This is a genomic window from Streptomyces johnsoniae (assembly GCF_031845565.1).
GTDB classification, from domain to species: domain Bacteria; phylum Actinomycetota; class Actinomycetes; order Streptomycetales; family Streptomycetaceae; genus Streptomyces; species Streptomyces johnsoniae.
Map to the genome: position 1 here is coordinate 73,164 of NZ_JAVREV010000017.1, position 17,183 is coordinate 90,346.

Below are 17,183 nucleotides of genomic sequence, written 5' to 3' on the forward strand. Positions count from 1 at the left end.
GAGGGCCACCAGCGCGAAACCCGCGCCGGTGGCCAGGACGAAGACCACATCGGCCATCGGTTACTCCTGAGCAAAAAGGGTCGGAAAAGGACTGACCCCTTCAGGGAACCTCTGTTCCAAATCGATGGGAGCACCGTTGACGGGCCTCTGACGTAGGCCCCTCCTCCGTTGACGTCATGCATACGGCGCCGTGGGCGGCACGGCGCGAACGTCTCATTCGCGGGGCGCGCGGGAGCGGCGCAGGCGCCGCTGAACGACGACCAGATCGACCACCGCGACCACGGAGAGCAGCGCACAGGCCAGCGTCAGGGTGCCGAGGGCACCGGGGCCGGGGCTGTCATCACTGTCCGTGTTTGCCCACCAGATGCAGAACAGCACCGTCAGGGCGAGGAAAACCGGCAGGAAGATACCCGAAAGCAGCCGACGCAGCCGCAGGGCGCTGAAGGCGGTCACCGGCTCGGTGCCGGTCCGCCGGTGACGCAGGTGGTCCATGGCGGCCTCCTCCCTGGAGGCCGCCGGGTACCCGCCCCCCGGCCGGCGACACACGGCCTTCTCCGGCGGGGCGGGGCGGGGCGGGGCGGAGAACCTAACGGACCTCGGAGATCTCCGGGCCGCGGCGCAGCTTGTCCAGGCCGCCGGCGAAGCGGGAGACCTGCGGGCCGCCCTCCTCCGCCTGCTCCTGCTTGACGCCATCGGGCACCATCTGGGCGTCCTGGGGCAGCTTCAGCACGATCGGGTCGCGCGGCGCCATCGGGGACTCCCCGCGCACGACGACGGTGTCGCGGAAGATCTGCTCCAGGAGCCCCGCGGCCTGTGGCTGGACCGCGCCCTGGCCGGAGATCACGCCGCGCAGGAACCAGCGGGGCCCGTCGACGCCCACGAAGCGCACGACCTGCATGCCGCGCTTGCCGTCCGGCAGCTGGACCGGCACCCGGGCCCGCAGCTCCCAGCCGAGCGGCCCCTCGATCTCGTCGATCACGCCGCCCTGCTGCGTGATCCCGGCCGCGATCTCCTCGCGCACCTCGCCCCAGATGCCCTCGCGCCTGGGGGCGGCGAACGCCTGGAGCTGGATCGCGCTGTCCTTGACCACGACGGTCGCGGCCACGATGGCGTCGCCCGCGACCTCGACGCGCAGCTCCATGCCCTGTACGCCGGGGACGAAGAGACCGCCGAGATCGACCCGGCCCTCCGCCGGACTGCCCGGCACCTCGTCGAGGTCCCAGGGCCCGTCGGGCCGCGGCGCGGGCTCCAGCTTGACCCGCTCTGCTTCCTCCGCGTCCGGGGTCTCCTCCTCCGAGGCGGTCTCGACCGCTTCCTCGGGGTCCTCGTTCCGCTTGCGACGACGTCCGAACACGTCATTGTCCTTTCCGGTCGGCAGTCCCGCCGGGACCGACCGCAGCAGCATAGGTGTTGTGCGCGCCGGCATGGCCGCCCGTGGAGCCGAAACCCCCCGTGGCCCGCGCGGACCCCGGCAGCTCCGCGACCTCGTGAAATCGCACCGTCTCCACCCGCTGGACGACGAGCTGGGCGATCCGGTCGAACGGCTGGAACCTGACGGTCTCCCGCGGGTCCAGATTGATCACGATGACCTTGATCTCTCCACGGTACCCGGCGTCGATCGTGCCCGGGGCGTTCACCATGGCCACCCCGCACCGGGCGGCGAGCCCGGAACGCGGGTGCACGAACGCGGCGTACCCGTCGGGGAGGGCGATCGAAACACCGGTCGGCAACACGGTCCGCTCGCCGGGGGCCAGCTCGGCCGCGGCTGTGGTGACCAGATCGACCCCGGCGTCGCCGGGGTGTGCCCGGGCGGGGATGGGAACTGCCGGATCGATCCGCCGGATCAGGATGTCTACCGGGGCTTGGCTCACAGGGGCACTCACGGTGCAGACCCTACCGCCGCCGGGGGCCGCGGGAGGCGAGCCTGCCATGCTTGGGCCATGAAGCCGTATGACGAGCGACTTACCGTGCCGAGGACCTGGTGGCTGATGGCACTGTTCGGCGTGATTCTGCTGGGCGTCGCGCTGGTCCCCCTCGGCCCCGTGGCGCTGCTGTGCGGCGTCGCCGCCGGTGGCGCGCTGGCCGGGGTGGCCCTGAGCACGTACGGCTCGGCGCGCATCCGCGTGGTGGCCGGCTCGCTGGTCGCGGGCCAGGCCAGGATTCCGGTCACGGCCCTGGGCGAGGCCCGGGCTCTCGACGCCGACGAGGCCCGCGCCTGGCGGACTCATCGTGCGGATGCCCGGGCTCATATGCTGCTCCGCGCCTACATCCCGACGGCTGTGCGGGTCGAGGTCACGGACCCCGGCGATCCGACGCCGTATCTCTACCTGTCGACCCGCAGGCCGGACCGGCTGACGGCGGCGCTGGCTGCCGCCCGCCCGGACGTGGCATAGCCGCGACCCGGGCGGGCGTTCAGGCCGCGCAGTCGCGGCAGATCAGCTGGCCGTCCTTCTCCGTGGCGAGCTGCGAGCGGTGGTGGACGAGGAAGCAGCTCATGCAGGTGAACTCGTCCGCCTGCCGTGGCAGCACCCGTACCGACAGCTCCTCGTTCGACAGGTCGGCACCGGGCAGCTCAAGCCCTTCCGCCTGCTCGAACTCGTCCACGTCGACCGTGGACGCCGACTTGTCGTTCCGCCGGGCCTTCAGCTCCTCAATACTGTCCTCGTTGACATCATCGTCGGTCTTGCGTGGAGTGTCGTAGTCGGTTGCCATTCGTTCTCCCCCTCCGGGTGTCTGTGGTATCTCCAGCGCACGTAACGCGCGGGGGGTCGGACTTTGTGCCCGACCCGAGGCGGAGATTTTGCCTCACATCAAGTGGTGTTACTCAATCGACACCCAACCGAACGCCTGAAGAGGTGATCATTCCGGCTGCCGATCGGGCCGCTAACGGGCCAAAACGCCTGCTGCGGCCCCGTGGATGCCCGGCCCTCCGGGCACCCGTATGTGATTGATCACATCTCCTTCTTTCCCGCCTCGGCGCCTTCTCAGACCGGGATGACCACGCACATGACGAGTCCACCGCTCTCCCGCGGCTCGGCGCGCACGTAGCCCCCGTGGGCACGCGCGACCGAACGAACGATGGACAGGCCGAGACCGACACCCTTGTCGCTGCCTGTGCGCTGGGTGCGCAGCCGCCGAAAAGGCTCGAACATATTATCGACCTCATAGGCGGGCACCACCGGACCCGTATTCTCCACCACGAGGACCGCCTGTCCGTGCCTGGCCTCCGTCTCCACCCGGACCCAGCCGCCCTCGGACACGTTGTACCGCACCGCGTTCTGTACGAGGTTGAGCGCCACCCGCTCCAGCAGTACCCCGTTCCCGTGGACGTACAGCGGCGGCCTGGCGCCGGTCAGCTCCACCCCGCGGGTCCTGGCCTCCCCGCGCGTCTGCTCGACCGCCTGCCCGGCCACCTCGGCCAGGTCCACCGGCTTGCGGTCCACCAGCTCGTTCTCACTGCGGGCCAGCAGCAGCAGCCCCTCCACCAGCTGCTCGCTGCGCTCGTTCGTCGCGAGGAGGGTGTTGCCCAGCTGCGTCACCTCGGGCGACGCGTCCGGGTCGGACAGCTGCACCTCCAGCAGCGTGCGGTTGATGGCCAGCGGCGTGCGCAGCTCGTGCGAGGCGTTGGCCACGAAGCGCTGCTGCGCGGTGAACGCCCGGTCGAGCCGGTCGAGCATCTCGTCGAACGTGTCGGCCAGCTCCTTCAGCTCATCGTCCGGCCCGTCCAGCTCGATGCGCCGGTGCAGGTCGGAACCGGCCACCCGGCGGGCGGTGCGGGTGATCCGGCCCAGCGGGGACAGCACCCGGCCCGCCATCACGTAGCCGAACGCGAAGGCCGCGACCGCGAGTCCGAGCAGCGCGAGCAGCGAGCTGCGCAGCAGCTGGTCCAGGGCGATGGCACGCTGCGTGTCCGTACACTCGGCGAGCCACTCCTCGAACTCGTTCTCCTGCATGGGCCCCGGGGTCGCCGGGCACACCGGCGAGGTGATCACCTCGGTCGTGCCCGCGGGGAATGTGAAGGGCAGCTCGGTTCCCCGTTCGAGGGCGCGGGCGGCGAGCAGGTAGATGATCGTCAGCAGCACCACGCCCGCGATCAGGAACATCCCGCCGTACAGCAGGGTCAGCCGAATCCTGATGGTCGGCCGCAGCCAGCCGTGCGGCCGGTCGTCCTCGTGCGGGTCCCACTGCGGCTTCGGCGGGGCGGCGGGCATCGGTGGCGTGGAGGGCGGCGAAGGGGACGAGGCCATGGCTCAGATCCGGTACCCGGCGCCGGGCACGGTGGTGATCACCGGCGGATCGCCCAGCTTGCGGCGCAGCGTCATGACGGTGACCCGCACGACATTGGTGAACGGATCGGTGTTCTCGTCCCACGCCTTCTCCAGCAGCTGCTCCGCCGAGACGACGACGCCCGCGCTCCGCATCAGCACTTCGAGCACCGCGAACTCCTTGGGCGCCAGCTGCACCTGCCGCCCGTCCCTGTGCACCTCGCGGCGGTTGGGGTCCAGGGTGATGCCCGACCGTTCGAGCACGGGCGGCAGCGGCGCGGTGGCGCGGCGGCCCAGGGCCCGCACACGGGCGATCAGTTCGCTGAAGGCGAACGGCTTCGGCAGGTAGTCGTCCGCGCCGATCTCCAGGCCCTCCACCCGGTCGCTGACGTCCCCCGAGGCCGTCAGCATCAGCACCCGGGTGGCGCGGCCCAGCTCCACGATGCGCCGGCAGACGTCGTCGCCGTGCACCAGCGGCAGGTCGCGGTCGAGGACCACGACGTCGTAGTCGTTCAGATCGACGCGCTCGGTGGCGGCGGCCCCGTCGTACACGACATCCACCGCCATGGCCTGGCGGCGCAGCCCGGTGGCCACCGCGTCAGCGAGCAGCTGCTCGTCCTCGACGACGAGTACGCGCACGTCATGGCCCTTCTCTCACAAGATCCGCTTGGCGGGACAGCGGCCGGCCGGCCCCACGACCATCCTGCCCTGCCCCCCGGTAAACGAGCGGTAAGTGCGCCGGGCGGGGGACGGAGCGGACGAAATTCTGCGGTGGGCAGGTTTCCCCTCGCGGCCCGCCGGGGAGGAGAGGCACACACCCCGCGACCACGCCCGAGAAGGCGGCAAGCCAGTCCTCCGCGCTGCCGACCGTTTCGAGGGTCCGCTGTGGCCGCACCCACCCCCGGCACCCCCCAGTGCCGCCGATCGAAGACGAGGGGGCGCACCTTGGACGCGTTCACCGCTGGGATTCTTCAGCGCATCGAAAGCACCGAGTCCGATCTGCACCGCGCTCGTGAGGCCGGAGACGTGTTCACGATGGATGTGGAGCAGGCCGAGCTGGACGACCTGCGCCGACTGGCGGCGGAATACGGCGTGCATGTCGGCTAGGACCGTCTGACACTTCGGCAGCGACGCCCCCGGGGACGGCCCGGGGGCGTCGTCGTGTCCGCCCCCTCACTCGTGGCTGTCGTGCCAGGCGCCCAGCTCGTCGAGCAGCGGCTGGAGTTTCCCGAAGACGCCGCTCGTCGCGGCCACGGTCAGGTCGCCGTCCGGGGGCAGGCCGGGCCGGCCGCCGGTCACGGCGCCCGCCTCCCGGGCGATGAGGTCGCCCGCGGCCAGGTCCCAGGGCGCCAGGCCGCGTTCGTAGAAGCCGTCGAGCCGCCCGCCCGCCACGTCGCACAGGTCGATCGCCGCGGAGCCGGAACGCCGGATGTCGCGCACCCGCGGGATCAGCCGGCGGGCGACGGCGGCCTGCGCGGTGCGCACGGTCGCCACGTAGTTGAAGCCCGTCCCGATCAGCGCCTGGTCCAGCGGCGGCGAGGGCCGCGGGCGCAGCGGCTCGCTGCTCCCGTCCGCGGCTGTGCGGAACGCGCCACCGCCCAGCAGCGCGTGGTAGCTCTCGCCGCGCATCGGGGCCGCCACCGCGGCGGCGACCGCCTCGCCGTCCACCTCGGCGGCGATGGACACGGCCCACTGCGGCAGCCCGTAGAGGTAGTTGACGGTGCCGTCCAGGGGGTCGACGACCCACCGGACGCCGCTGGTGCCGCCGCTGACGCCCCCCTCCTCGCCGAGGAAGGCGTCGTCGGGGCGCCGTTCCGCGAGGAAGCCGGTGATCAGCCGTTCGGCGGCCAGGTCCATCTCGGTGACGACGTCGATGGGGCTCGACTTGGTGGCCGCGACGCCGAGATCGGCGGGACGGCCGTCGCGCAGCAGCCGGCCGGCCCGGCCGGCCGCCTCCCGGGCGAGGGCGAGCAGAAGTTCCGGTGTGGGTCGGTCGGACAAGGTGGGCGCTCCTCAGGCGTAAGGGCTGTCGGCGCCGGCGGCTGCCGGCTTGGCCTGGCGGGCCGGGCAGCAGCCGACCGGGCAGATGTCGTGGCTGGGTCCCAGCGCGCCGAGCGCGCAGCGCCCGGGGCTCTCGCCGCGCTCGGTCGCGGCCCGTTCCAGCACCAGGTCGCGCACGGCGGCGACGAACCGCGGCTCGGCGCCGACGGTGGCGGACCTGACGGCGGGCAGGCCCAGCTCCTTCGCGACGGCCATGGCCTCGGTGTCGAGGTCGTAGAGGACTTCCATGTGGTCGGAGACGAAGCCGATGGGCACCATGACGACGCCGGGCGCGCCCTCGGCGTGCAGGGCGGCCAGGTGCTCGGAGATGTCAGGTTCGAGCCAGGGGATGTGGGGCGCGCCGCTGCGCGACTGGTAGACCAGCCGCCAGGGGTGTTCGCCGCCGGTGGCCTCGCGCACGGCGGCCGCGACATGGCCGGCGGCGTCCAGGTGCTGGGCCACATAGGCGCCGCCCGGGCCGTGCGCGGCGGGCGGTCCCGAGGTGTCGGCCGCGGCGTCCGGGATGGAGTGGGTGCTGAACGCCAGGTGTGCGCCGCCGCGGACCTCCTCGGGCAGCCTGGCCAGCGCGGCCAGGACGCCGTCGGTCACCGTCTCCAGGAACCCGGGGTGGTTGAAGTAGTGCCGCAGCTTGTCCACGCGCGGCAGTTCGAGCCCTTCGGCCGCCAGGGTGGCCAGCGCGCCGGCCAGATCCTCGCGGTACTGGCGGCAGCCGGAGTAGGAGGCGTAGGCGCTGGTGGCCAGGGTCAGGACGCGGCGGCGGCCGTCGCGGACCATGTCGCGCAGCGTGTCCGTGAGGTACGGGCCCCAGTTGCGGTTGCCCCAGTAGACGGGCAGGTCCAGGCCGTGCGCCGCGAAGTCGGCGCGCAGCGCGGCCAGCAGCGTGCGGTTCTGCTCGTTGATGGGGCTGACGCCCCCGAAGAGGTGGTAGTGCGCGCCCACTTCCGCCAGCCGTTCGCGCGGGATGCCGCGGCCCCTGGTGACGTTCTCCAGGAACGGCAGGACGTCGTCGGGGCCTTCGGGACCGCCGAAGGACAGGAGCAGCAGGGCGTCGTACGGGTGCGGGTCGGTGGCGCGATCCATGTCCCCGATCCTGCCACCCGCGGTGCGCGGGCCCGACGGCACCGCCCCGTGGGTGCGGGTCACACCGAACGCACGCCTTCTTTGCCGAAAGTTCCGCCATTCGCCACTGTCCGCACAACCCGCGCACACGATCGGCGCACCGGCGGTCCTGGGCACTCGGGAAGGTCCCGCGACGCGTTCCCTGTGAGGCTTGTCACCCGTGCGGGCGGAGATCGGAAGGCCGTGCGGCGCGGCCAACTCCCTTGTGCGGCGAAAACTTCCGCGGCGCGGCGCCCTGTTCGCGTGGCCCCAATGGAGTAGTGTGAAATTCCTGGTCTTGGCCCCAGGAGGCCTGTGTGCGTGGAATTCACTCGCGCCGGTCACCACTCGTGGCAAAGTGGTGACTGTGCCATAACGGCGGCTCAAGACCACGGCCCGACACGCCGGGCAAGTCGGCAAGGTTGTGGCACGCTGCGCCCGGGCAAGTCACACTCGTCTAGCGGGAGCAGCGACGTATGTGACGTCGGCAGGCACCACCGGGAGGTCCTCGTGCCCGAACTGCGTGTCGTGGCCGTGAGCAATGACGGCACACGCCTGGTGCTCAAGGCTGCCGACAACACGGAATACACGCTGCCCATCGACGAGCGGCTGCGCGCCGCCGTCCGTAACGACAGGGCCAGGCTCGGCCAGATCGAGATCGAGGTGGAGAACCACCTGCGGCCGCGCGACATCCAGGCGCGCATACGAGCCGGCGCGACCGCCGAGGAGGTGGCCCAGTTCGCCGGGATTCCCGTCGAGCGGGTACGCCGCTTCGAGGGGCCCGTGCTGGCCGAGCGCGCCTTCATGGCCGAGCGGGCCCGCAAGACGCCCGTGCGGCGTCCCGGGGAGACGGCGGGGCCGCAGCTCGGCGACGCGGTCACCGAGCGGCTGCTGCTGCGCGGCGCGGACAAGGACGCGGTGCGCTGGGACTCCTGGCGCCGGGACGACGGCACCTGGGAGGTGCTGCTCGTCTACCGGGTCGCGGGCGAGACGCATTCGGCGAGCTGGACGTACGACCCGCCGCGGCGGCTCGTCCAGGCCGTCGACGACGAGGCGCGGGCCCTGCTCGGCGAAACGGACGACACCCCGGAGCCGAGCACGCCGTTCGTGCCGCGCATCGCCAGGCTGCCGCGCGAGGGCGACCGCCCGCCCGCGCCGCGGGTCTCGCACGACAACGACACGGACTCGCTGACCAGCCTGCTGGAGGCCGTGCCGAGCTTCCGCGGGGACCTGGTGGTGCCGGAGCAGCCCGGGCCGCCGCCCCCGGCCGCCGCGGCCGAGAGCGAGCCGGAGGACGAGGAGCCGGTGCGCGGGCGCGAGGCCCCGGCCGCCAGCGCCGGGGCCACCTACGCGGACGTGCTGATGCCGCGTTCCGTGGGCGGGCACCGGGACCGGCTGACCGGCAACACGGACCGGCAGGCGGAGGCGGACGGGGTGCGCCCCGGCCGGCGGGCCGCGGTGCCGAGCTGGGACGAGATCGTCTTCGGCACCCGCCGCAAGAAGAAGGACTGACCGGCCGGGGGCGGGCCCTCAGCCCGGCTCCCGGCCCGTCGCCACGGGCCGGGAGGGGTCGGCCGTCCAGTCGCTCCACGAGCCCGGGTACAGGGCCGCGACGAGGCCCGCCTCGGCCAGGGCCAGCACCTCGTGGGCGGCCGACACGCCCGAGCCGCAGTAGACGCCGACCTCCCGGCCCGGCTCCGCGCCCAGCGCGGCGAACCGCGCGGCCAGTTCCTCACGCGTGCGGAGCCTGCCGTCCGGCGTGACGTTCTCGGTCGTCGGCGCGGACACCGCGCCGGGGATGTGGCCGCCCACCGGGTCGATCGGCTCCACCTCGCCCCGGTACCGCTCCCCCGCCCGCGCGTCGAGCAGCAGGCCGTCCCTGGCGAGCCGGGCCGCGGCGGCGGCGTCGAGTACCGGCAGCCCGCCGGGCGCGGGCACGAAGTCGCCCTCCGCCGCCGGCCGGTGGACGCCGGTGCTCAGCTCGCCGTCCCAGGCGGCGAGGCCGCCGTCGAGGACCCGCACCCGCGGGTGCCCCGTCCAGCGCAGCAGCCACCACGCACGGGCGGCGGCCCAGCCCTGTCCGCCGTCGTACGCCACCACCGGACGTCCGTGCGAGACGCCGGCGCCGCGCATCGCCGCGCCGAAGATCTCCAGGTCGGGGAGCGGGTGCCGGCCGCCGCGGCCCGGCGGCGCGGCCAGTTCGGTGTCCAGGTCGACGTAGACGGCTTCCGGGAGGTGCCCGGCCGCGTACTGCGGGCGGCCCGGGGGGCCGCCGAGCTGCCAGCGCACGTCGAGCAGCACGGGGCGCTCGCGCGGCGGCGTTCCGGGGCCGAGTGCACGGGCCAGGTCGGGTACCGCGATCATTGCTGTCATGGGCCCATTCTCTCCAGCACCCCGGGAGAGAGTCGTGAGGGCGAACAACGGCAGTGGCGCGATGGTCCTGACAGGAGAAGAGAAGGATGACCGAGGCAGCGAGTCCGCCCGTTTCCGGAACGCACCGCTGGGTAAGTCTGATGGTCCACGACCTGGCGTCCAGCCAGGAGTTTTATCACGAGCTTTTCGGTTGGGAGTTCGAGGAGGGGCCTTCACAACTCGGTCCCTACGTCCGGGCGATTCGCGACGGGCACCCGGTGGCGGGGCTCGGTGAGATCGCGCCGGGCGTGCGCCGTGTGGTCGCCTGGCTGCCGTACATCGCCACGCGCAACGCCGACAGCACGGCCGCGATGATCCGGGAGAGCGGCGGCACGGTCGCCGTCGGGCCGCTCGACGTGGAAGGAGTGGGCCGCCTGGCCATCGCCTCCGACCTGAGCGGCGCGGCCTTCGGCCTGTGGCAGGGCGGGCCGCGCAGGCGGGGTTCGGTCCACGTCCCGGCCGGCGCCCCCGAGTGGAACGAGCTGATCACCGCGGAGACCACGGGGCTCGGCAAGTTCTACTCGCTGGTCTTCGGCTACGAGGCGGCGCCGGAGCCCGCGCTGCCCGAGGGCAGCGACTACCTGACGCTGCGGCTCGGCAACCGCCCGGTCGCCAGCATCCGCGGCGTCGCCGGGGCGCTGCCGCACGACCGCGGGCCGCACTGGCTGACGTACTTCGCCGTGCCGGACGTGGCGGAGGCGCTGGACCGCATCGACCGGCTCGGCGGCCGGCAGCTCAGCGAGCCGCAGGTGTCCCCGTTCGGCCGGTGGGCCCAGGTCGCCGACCGGGAGGGCGCGCCCTTCGCGGTCATCCGGGCGGCCAAGCGCTGACGCCCGCGCGGGCCGTCCGCCCCGCGCGGGCGGCCCGAGGGCTCCGTCAGATCTGCCGCCCGGGGGCGGCCGCCGGCTGCGGAACGCCGTCCGCGGGCAGCACGTCGGGCGACAGGGGACCCGCGCCCGCCGCCGCCGCGGTCAGGCGGCGGCGGTGGTGCCTGCGGCACAGCACCTCGTAGCCGACCTCCGTGCCCGCGCCCACGTCGCCGACCACGACCTGCGCGCCCTCGACGACCATCCGCCCGCCCACGGTCCGCGCGTTGTGCGTGGCGCGCGCGCCGCACCAGCACAGCGCCTCCACCTGGAGCACCTCGACCCGGTCCGCCAGCTCGATCAGGCGCTGCGAGCCGGGGAACAGCCGGGTCCTGAAGTCGGTGGTGATACCGAACGCGAACACGTCGATCCCCAGGTCGTCCACGACCCGGGCGAGCTGGTCGACCTGCTCGGGCGAGAGGAACTGCGACTCGTCGGTGATCACGTAGTCCACGCGCCCGCCCGCGGTCAGGTACTTGACGAGGTGCAGGTGGAAGTCGAACGACTCGTCCGCCTCGACCGCGTCGGTGACGAGCCCGAGGCGGGAGGAGAGCCGGCCGGTGCCGGCCCGGTCGTCCCTGGTGAAGATCATGCCCGTCAGCCCGCGGGCCGAGCGGTTGTGCTGGATCTGAAGCGCGAGTGTGCTCTTGCCGCAGTCCATCGTGCCCGAGAAGAAGGCGAGTTCGGCCAACGTTATTCGACTCCAGGTCAGGTGCGTACTTCGAGCAGCGGAACGAGCTGCTCGTCCGGGGTCACCGAGCCGTGCATGCCGATGAGGGCGGACTCCTTGGGCTCGGTGACGCTCGCGATCACACTGGCCACGCCGGTCATGGCCACCACGACGTCGCCGATGCGGTGCCACACGCGCGGCTCGGGGGCCACCCCTGGCGGCCCGAACCACCCCAGCTCGACTGCCTCCTCCCGCGTCACCACCCACGCGTGCCCGGCCAGGACCTCCCGCCACACCGTGTAGACGTCGGCCGCCGCGCCCGGCACCGCGTACAGGTGGCGCGCGCGGCCCTCCCCGCCGAGCCTGGCGACGCCGGCGCGCAGCTCCCAGTCCTCGTCGAAGTCGAAGCGGGCGCTCTCCGTCTGCGGCACGTCGATCATGCCGTGGTCACCGGTGATGTACAGCACGGAACGCGGCGGCAGCTGCTCGGCCAGCCGCGCGGCGAGCCCGTCGACGTGGGCGAGCTGGCCGCGCCACGCGTCGGAGTCGATGCCGAACCGGTGGCCGGCCGCGTCCAGCTCGGCGTAGTAGGTGTAGACGAGCGTGCGGTCCGCCGCGCCGAGGCGCTGAGCGGCCACGTCCATCCGCTCCCCCGCGTCCAGCCGCCCCAGGAACGTGCCGCCGGAGAGGGCCACCCGCGTCAGCGGCGTGTGCTCGAAGTGCGGGGCGGAAACCTGGCAGGCCGCGACGCCCGAGGCGTGCGCCAGCTGGAAGAGGGTCGGATGCGGCTGCCACGCCCGCGGCTCCGTCCACGGGTCCCAGCGGAGCTGGTTCATCACCTCGCCGGTGCCGGGATCGAGCACGTTGTACCCCGCGAGGCCGTGTGCCGCGGGCGCGAGCCCGGTGCCCACGGAGGCGAGGGAGGTGGCGGTGGTGGCGGGGAACCCGGTCGTGATCGGCGCGCCCGCGCCCGCCCGCGAGCCGGGCAGCAGCGAGGTGAGGAACGGCGCCTGCGCGGGGTGGGCGCGCAGCGCCTCCCAGCCGAGGCCGTCGACGAGGAAGAGGCAGACCCGGTCGGCGGGCGGCAGGACGAGCCGGGTCCGCGGGGCCCGGACGCCGAGCCCGGCGAGCGCCGCGGGGAGTACGTCGGCCAGCGACCCCGACCCGTACCGTGGCGCGGGCGCCCCGCGCGGATCGAGCGGCAGGGGGTCGTGTGCGGGCGCGTGCGTCACCTGCCGGCCGCCGCCGTCGCCTCGGAGAGTGCCTGGGCGAACTCCAGCGTCTGACGTACCGTCTCGGGACCGTCGCCCGCCTCGCTGATGCGCAGGGAGAGGTCGTCGGCGGTGGTGGAACCGGTGTAGCCGTGGTCCGCCTCGCAGTTGGGGTCGCCGCAGCTGGCCGGCTCCATGTCGATGCGGGAGACGGCGCCCCAGCCGATGGTGAGGACCACCTCGCGGGGCAGCGTGCCGGGGCTGTACGACTGCGGGTCCGCGACGACGCGGCTGATCACCACCGAGGAGATCCGGGAGAGCTTGACCGACTCGGTGGAGGTGGTGGCGTACGGGGCGGGCGCCGTGCTGTCCGCGGACTGCTCGTCGGTGTGGCTGACGATGAACCGCGTACCCGTGAGCACCAGCACCGTGGCGTGCCGGCGGACCTCGTTGCTGTCGAACGTCGTCTCCTGGTGCACCAGGAAGGAAACGACGGGCTCACGGCCCACCGCTGCCTCCACGGCCTCGGCGACCAGCGCCGGGTAGTAGCCGCTGCGTTCGATTGCCTCCCGCAGCCCCTGAGACGTCGTACCGGTCTTCGCCATGGGCCCATCCTACGGGGCCACTCCGCGGCGAGAAGGGCCGTTCGGGATCAGTAGGCCGCGAGACGGCGCGGTCCGAGATCCGTGCGCGGCGGCGGCGCCGCGACCGTTACCGCGGCGGACAGGACGGTCACTCCGCGCGGTGCCACGACGACGGGTTCGAGGTCCACCGCGGCGATGCCCGGGTGGTCGTCGACGAGCCGCCCGAGCCGGAGCAGCAGCTCCTCCAGGGCGTCGGTGTCCGCCGGCCGCGCCCCGCGCCAGCCGAACAGCATGGGAGCGGCGCGGATCGAACGCACGAGCGCGGCGGTGTCCCGGTCGGTGACCGGGAGCAGCCGGTGGCCGACATCGCCGAGCAGCTCGGAGGGCGGTCCGGCCAGGCCGAAGGACAGGACGGCGCCGATGGCCGGGTCCACGGCGGCCCGCAGGACCGTGTCCACGCCGCGGGGGGCCATCGCCTGCACGACGGGCTGGAGTTCGGCCGGGTCGCCGAGCTGCCCGGTGAGACCGGCCCAGGCCCGGCGCAGCTCGCCCTGGGTGGCGAGGCCGAGCCGGACGCCGCCGAGGTCGGCCCGGTGCCGCAGGTGGGGGGCCGTCGTCTTCAGCGCCACCGGATAGCCGAGGCGCCCGGCGGCCTCGGCCGCCTCGTCCACGTCCCGGGCGGGCAGCGCGGGTTGCACGGTGATGCCGTAGGCGGCGAGCAGGCCGGTGACGGCGTCCGCCGCGAGGCGCGCGGGCGCACCGCCCGGCGGCACGGCTCCGTCGAGCAGCCGCGCGGCGCGCGCCTCGTCGATGTCGTCGTACTCGGGAACGCGCCCGGGGGCGGCCGCCCGTGCGCGCCACTCGGCGTGCCGGGCCGCCTGGGCCAGGGCGCGGACCGCCCGTTCCGCCGAGGGGTAGGCGGGGATGCCGCGGTCGGCGAGCCCGTCGGCGAGCCCGTCGAGGGCCAGGTGGGCGACGACGACGGGCTTGCCCGCGTCCGCCCCGGCCACCGCCTCGTGCAGAGCGGCGGCCAGCCTGGCGCCCGAGGGCGGCCCGCCGAGGTGCACGCCGGGGACGGCGGTGACGACGACGGCGTCGGCACCCGGATCGGCGAGGGCGGCGGCCAGGGCGTGGCGGAAGTCGCCCGGGTCCGCGCCCGGCGGCAGACCGGCCGGGGGCAGGGGGCTCAGCCGCTGGGCGCGGCAGGCGTCGTGCGCGACGAGCGTCAGCGCCTCCGCGTTGCCGACGACGGCGACGCGCGGGCCCCGCGGGAGCGGCTGATGGGCCAGCAGCAGGCCGGTGTCCACGAGTTCGACCGCGGTGTCCGCCTCGATGACCCCGGCCTGGCCGAGCAGCGCGGACACGGTGCCCTCCGGGGTGCGCCCGGCGGGCGCGGCGTGGTCGTGCGGGGGCGCGCCCCCGCTGTGCCGGCCGCCGCGCACCACGACGACGGGCGTGCCCGCGGCGGCGGTGCGGCGGGCGAGCCGGGTGAACTTGCGCGGGTTGCCGACCGATTCGAGGTACATCAGCACGACATCGGTGGCCGGGTCGTCGTCCCAGTACTGGAGCGCGTCGTTGCCGGATACGTCCGCGCGGCTGCCCGCGGAGAGGAAGGTGGACAGGCCGGCGCCGCGCCCGTCGAGCTCGTCGAGCACCGAGATGCCGATGGCGGCGGACTGGGTGAACAGGCCGATCCGGCCGGGCCGTGGCAGGTGCGGCGCGGGGCTGGCGTTCAGCCGGACGCCGGGCGCCGTGTTGAGGACGCCGAAGGCGCCGGGCCCGATGATCCGCATGCCGTGGGAACGGGCCTGCGCGACCAGGGCGCGCTGCTGCTCCCTGGTCTGGCCGGCGGCCAGGACGAGGAGGCCCTGAACGCCGTGTTCGCCGCAGTCGGCGGTGACGGCGGCCACCCGGTCGGCCGGGACGGCGACCACGGCCAGATCGACGGGGGCGGCGATGTCGCGGACGCTGCGGAACGCGGGCACGCCGCCGAGCGCCGTGGCGTCGTCGGCCAGCGCGGCGTTGACCGCGTACAGCTCGCCGGCGTAGCCGCCGGCGCGCAGCCCGGCGAGCACGGTGCGGCCCGCGCCGCCGGGGCGGCGGCCGGCGCCGATGACGGCGACGCTGCGCGGGGCGAGCAGCCGCTGCACCGATCTCGCCTCGGCGCGCTGCTCCCTGGCGCGCATGACGGCGACGGACTCCGCGGTGGGTTCCAGGTCGAGGGAGAGGTGCACGGAACCGTCGGCGAAGCTGCGGCGCTGCGAGTAGCCGGCGTCCGTGAAGACCTTGATCATCTTTCCGTTGGCGGGGAGCACTTCGGCCTCGAAGCGGCGGACGCCGCGTTCCCGGGCGACGGCGGCGACGTGTTCGAGCAGGGCGGAGGCCAGGCCGCGGCCCTGGTGGGCGTCCTGCACGAGGAACGCCACCTCGGCCCGGTCGGCGGGCGCGGAGGCGGCGTTGCCCTGCTCGTCCACGCGGTCGTAGCGGACCGTGGCGAGGAACTCGCCGCCGACGGTGGCGGCGAGCCCGACGCGGTCCACGTAGTCGTGATGGGTGAACCGGTGGACGTCGCGGTCGGAGAGCCTGGGGTAGGGCGCGAAGAAGCGGTAGTACTTCGACTGGTCGGAGACCCGTTCGTAGAAGCCGACCAGGCGGTCCGCGTCGTCGGGCGCGATGGGCCTGATGTGCGCGGTGCCGCCGTCGCGCAGCACCACGTCGGCTTCCCAGTGCGCCGGGTAGGGAGGCTGGGCGGGCGTCCGCATGGCTTCAGCGTACGGTTGACCGTGTCCGGACGGGAGGCTCGGCGTCTCCCTTCGGAGACTTCAGGTCCGCATGCCCGCTCAACGCTTTAAGGACACCACCATGGCCGAGCGCCGCGTCTCCATTGGCTGGGCCGAAGGGCTGCACGCCCGTCCCGCCTCGATCTTCGTCCGCGCCGCGACGGCCGCCGGCGTGCCGGTGACCATCGCGAAGAAGGACGGCGCCCCCGTCAACGCCGCCTCGATGCTCGCCGTGCTGAGCCTCGGCGCGGAGGGCGGCGAGGAGGTCGTGCTCGCCTCGTCCGCCGATGACCCGCAGGCGGCCGAGGCGGCACTCGACCGGCTCGCGAAGCTCGTTTCCGAGGGACTCGAAGAGCTTCCCGAAACTGTGTGAAAACGGCCGCCGCCGCACATACGCTGAATTCGGGCAGCAGCATTTCCGCCCCCTCATCCGGCAGCGGAATTATCGGTGCGATAACTCAGGTGTATACGGCCGCTGTTAAATCTGGCCGCGCACTGTGTTTACGGCAGGTTTCGGACCTCTCACGGTCACGGAACGGAACTGCCTGCGGGCCGGAGTCGCCCGTTCCAGCTGCGCGGCCGACAGCATCCTGGCGCGCTCCGCGTCCCCCCGGGCAATGGCGTCCACGAGCGCTCCGCGCTCCTGCCACAGGCCGACCGCGCGCGAGAGGGGCTCCGCGGCGTAGAGCCAGGTGATCTTGCGGCGGAGCTGCACCAGCAGGGAGGTGAGCCCGGGACTGCACGTGGCCTGCGCGACCGTCTCGTGGAACCAGTCGCCCAGTGACCTGAGGTCGGTCTCCTGCCCCTGGCCTGCGCGCTGTCGCCCCAGACGCACCAGACCGCGCAGCACCTTCAGGTGTGCCTCCGTGCGGCGCTGCGCCGCCCGCGCGGCGCCCAGCGGCTCCAGCAGGGCGTGGATGTCCAGCAGATCGGCGGCCTCGCGGTCCCCCGGCTGCGCCACGCACGCCCCCGCGTGGCGCCGGGAGACGACGAACCCCTCCGATTCGAGCGTCCGCAGCGCCTCGCGGACCGGGACCCGGGACACCCCGTAGCGCTGTGCGAGCTGCTCCTCGGCCAGCCGGGCACCGGGCGGCAGGACCCCGCCGACAATGTCGTCACGGATTGCCGTGCATACCGTGTGCGCGGAGATACGCATGAACAAACCCCCACAGACAATCCGGCGTCAGCCCTGTCGCATTACCACCGGGTCACTGCCCCGAACTGTATGGCAAAAAA

19 protein-coding genes are annotated in these 17,183 nt (G+C 73.7%); 5 read left to right on the forward strand and 14 right to left on the reverse strand.

All coding sequences use genetic code 11. The features are described from left to right. Window positions 1–213: 213 nt before the first annotated feature. The 3 genes from RM779_RS26535 to dut form a co-directional block, all read right to left on the reverse strand. Entirely contained in the window at window positions 214–492 is a 279-nt protein-coding gene (locus RM779_RS26535) for a hypothetical protein (protein ID WP_077058425.1), read from the reverse strand. A 94-nt stretch (window positions 493–586) separates the two neighbouring features. Next, window positions 587–1,354 carry a DUF3710 domain-containing protein gene (locus RM779_RS26540; RefSeq protein WP_311620286.1) on the reverse strand — a complete coding sequence of 256 codons (768 nt, stop codon included), beginning with the start codon at window positions 1,352–1,354 and terminating at the stop codon, window positions 587–589. Between the two features lies 1 nt (window position 1,355). After that, window positions 1,356–1,871: a dUTP diphosphatase gene (dut, locus tag RM779_RS26545; protein WP_077058427.1), complete on the reverse strand. Its 516-nt coding sequence runs from the start codon at window positions 1,869–1,871 to the stop codon at window positions 1,356–1,358. A 69-nt stretch (window positions 1,872–1,940) separates the two neighbouring features. Here dut and RM779_RS26550 point away from each other — a divergent pair, with 69 nt between their 5' ends. Next, window positions 1,941–2,393 (forward strand): DUF3093 domain-containing protein, encoded by a 453-nt coding sequence (locus RM779_RS26550; protein ID WP_311620288.1) that lies wholly within the window; start codon window positions 1,941–1,943, stop codon window positions 2,391–2,393. A gap of 19 nt (window positions 2,394–2,412) precedes the next feature. Here the strand turns inward: RM779_RS26550 and RM779_RS26555 are convergent, their stop codons facing one another. The 3 genes from RM779_RS26555 to RM779_RS26565 all read right to left on the reverse strand — a co-directional run bounded on the left by RM779_RS26555 (window position 2,413) and on the right by RM779_RS26565 (window position 4,904). Further along, entirely contained in the window at window positions 2,413–2,712 is a 300-nt protein-coding gene (locus RM779_RS26555) for a DUF4193 domain-containing protein (RefSeq protein WP_077058429.1), read from the reverse strand. A 272-nt stretch (window positions 2,713–2,984) separates the two neighbouring features. Beyond that, complete coding sequence (locus RM779_RS26560; protein WP_311620289.1) at window positions 2,985–4,247, reverse strand: sensor histidine kinase; 1,263 nt, start codon at window positions 4,245–4,247, stop codon at window positions 2,985–2,987. Window positions 4,248–4,250: 3 nt separating this feature from the next. Further along, on the reverse strand, window positions 4,251–4,904 hold the full coding sequence (locus RM779_RS26565) for a response regulator transcription factor (protein WP_077058431.1): 654 nt from the start codon (window positions 4,902–4,904) through the stop codon (window positions 4,251–4,253). A 306-nt stretch (window positions 4,905–5,210) separates the two neighbouring features. Here RM779_RS26565 and RM779_RS26570 point away from each other — a divergent pair, with 306 nt between their 5' ends. Beyond that, a complete protein-coding gene (locus tag RM779_RS26570) occupies window positions 5,211–5,372 on the forward strand; it encodes a hypothetical protein (RefSeq protein ID WP_311620290.1) in 162 nt (53 codons plus the stop codon). 66 nt (window positions 5,373–5,438) lie between these two features. Here the strand turns inward: RM779_RS26570 and RM779_RS26575 are convergent, their stop codons facing one another. Both RM779_RS26575 and RM779_RS26580 read right to left on the reverse strand, forming a co-directional pair. Further along, the gene (locus RM779_RS26575) at window positions 5,439–6,266 is read right to left on the reverse strand and encodes an inositol monophosphatase family protein (RefSeq protein WP_311620291.1); all 828 of its coding nucleotides are present in this window, start codon (window positions 6,264–6,266) and stop codon (window positions 5,439–5,441) included. Between the two features lie 12 nt (window positions 6,267–6,278). Beyond that, window positions 6,279–7,406, reverse strand: a complete 1,128-nt coding sequence (locus RM779_RS26580) for a ferrochelatase (protein WP_311620292.1) — start codon at window positions 7,404–7,406, stop codon at window positions 6,279–6,281. Window positions 7,407–7,934: 528 nt separating this feature from the next. Here RM779_RS26580 and sepH point away from each other — a divergent pair. After that, a complete protein-coding gene (sepH, locus tag RM779_RS26585; protein WP_311620293.1) occupies window positions 7,935–8,936 on the forward strand; it encodes a septation protein SepH in 1,002 nt (333 codons plus the stop codon). 18 nt (window positions 8,937–8,954) lie between these two features. Here sepH and RM779_RS26590 read toward each other — a convergent pair whose 3' ends face one another. Further along, window positions 8,955–9,788: a sulfurtransferase gene (locus tag RM779_RS26590; protein WP_311620361.1), complete on the reverse strand. Its 834-nt coding sequence runs from the start codon at window positions 9,786–9,788 to the stop codon at window positions 8,955–8,957. A 95-nt stretch (window positions 9,789–9,883) separates the two neighbouring features. On the opposite strand from RM779_RS26590, the gene RM779_RS26595 reads away from it, so the two are divergent. Then, on the forward strand, window positions 9,884–10,666 hold the full coding sequence (locus tag RM779_RS26595; protein WP_311620294.1) for a VOC family protein: 783 nt from the start codon (window positions 9,884–9,886) through the stop codon (window positions 10,664–10,666). Between the two features lie 46 nt (window positions 10,667–10,712). Here RM779_RS26595 and RM779_RS26600 read toward each other — a convergent pair whose 3' ends face one another. Genes RM779_RS26600 through RM779_RS26615 form a run of 4 tightly spaced genes read right to left on the reverse strand, consistent with a single transcriptional unit; the run spans window position 10,713 to window position 15,929 of the window. Beyond that, complete coding sequence (locus RM779_RS26600; protein ID WP_077058436.1) at window positions 10,713–11,393, reverse strand: thymidine kinase; 681 nt, start codon at window positions 11,391–11,393, stop codon at window positions 10,713–10,715. A 17-nt stretch (window positions 11,394–11,410) separates the two neighbouring features. Beyond that, a complete protein-coding gene (locus tag RM779_RS26605) occupies window positions 11,411–12,604 on the reverse strand; it encodes an alkaline phosphatase family protein (protein ID WP_311620295.1) in 1,194 nt (397 codons plus the stop codon). After that, window positions 12,601–13,188: a DUF5998 family protein gene (locus tag RM779_RS26610; RefSeq protein ID WP_311620296.1), complete on the reverse strand. Its 588-nt coding sequence runs from the start codon at window positions 13,186–13,188 to the stop codon at window positions 12,601–12,603. Before RM779_RS26610 ends, RM779_RS26605 begins: the two co-directional genes overlap by 4 nt. A 47-nt stretch (window positions 13,189–13,235) precedes the next feature. Next, window positions 13,236–15,929 carry a bifunctional acetate--CoA ligase family protein/GNAT family N-acetyltransferase gene (locus tag RM779_RS26615; protein WP_311620297.1) on the reverse strand — a complete coding sequence of 898 codons (2,694 nt, stop codon included), beginning with the start codon at window positions 15,927–15,929 and terminating at the stop codon, window positions 13,236–13,238. A gap of 100 nt (window positions 15,930–16,029) precedes the next feature. Here RM779_RS26615 and RM779_RS26620 point away from each other — a divergent pair, with 100 nt between their 5' ends. After that, the gene (locus tag RM779_RS26620) at window positions 16,030–16,320 is read left to right on the forward strand and encodes an HPr family phosphocarrier protein (protein ID WP_311620298.1); all 291 of its coding nucleotides are present in this window, start codon (window positions 16,030–16,032) and stop codon (window positions 16,318–16,320) included. 105 nt (window positions 16,321–16,425) lie between these two features. On the opposite strand, the gene RM779_RS26625 is transcribed toward RM779_RS26620, so the two are convergent. Further along, complete coding sequence (locus RM779_RS26625; RefSeq protein WP_311620299.1) at window positions 16,426–17,103, reverse strand: GntR family transcriptional regulator; 678 nt, start codon at window positions 17,101–17,103, stop codon at window positions 16,426–16,428. Window positions 17,104–17,183: the final 80 nt, after the last annotated feature.

Excerpts from the sequence above, each read along its gene's own strand:
- RM779_RS26535 (WP_077058425.1), bottom strand. The coding sequence starts at position 492 with ATGGACCACCTGCGTCACCGGCGGACCGGCACCGAGCCGGTGACCGCC.
- RM779_RS26550 (WP_311620288.1), top strand. The coding sequence starts at position 1,941 with ATGAAGCCGTATGACGAGCGACTTACCGTGCCGAGGACCTGGTGGCTG.
- RM779_RS26555 (WP_077058429.1), bottom strand. The coding sequence starts at position 2,712 with ATGGCAACCGACTACGACACTCCACGCAAGACCGACGATGATGTCAAC.
- RM779_RS26560 (WP_311620289.1), bottom strand. The coding sequence starts at position 4,247 with ATGGCCTCGTCCCCTTCGCCGCCCTCCACGCCACCGATGCCCGCCGCC.
- RM779_RS26580 (WP_311620292.1), bottom strand. The coding sequence starts at position 7,406 with ATGGATCGCGCCACCGACCCGCACCCGTACGACGCCCTGCTGCTCCTG.
- RM779_RS26590 (WP_311620361.1), bottom strand. The coding sequence starts at position 9,788 with ATGATCGCGGTACCCGACCTGGCCCGTGCACTCGGCCCCGGAACGCCG.
- RM779_RS26595 (WP_311620294.1), top strand. The coding sequence starts at position 9,884 with ATGACCGAGGCAGCGAGTCCGCCCGTTTCCGGAACGCACCGCTGGGTA.
- RM779_RS26610 (WP_311620296.1), bottom strand. The coding sequence starts at position 13,188 with ATGGCGAAGACCGGTACGACGTCTCAGGGGCTGCGGGAGGCAATCGAA.
- RM779_RS26615 (WP_311620297.1), bottom strand. The coding sequence starts at position 15,929 with ATGCGGACGCCCGCCCAGCCTCCCTACCCGGCGCACTGGGAAGCCGAC.
- RM779_RS26620 (WP_311620298.1), top strand. The coding sequence starts at position 16,030 with ATGGCCGAGCGCCGCGTCTCCATTGGCTGGGCCGAAGGGCTGCACGCC.
- RM779_RS26625 (WP_311620299.1), bottom strand. The coding sequence starts at position 17,103 with ATGCGTATCTCCGCGCACACGGTATGCACGGCAATCCGTGACGACATT.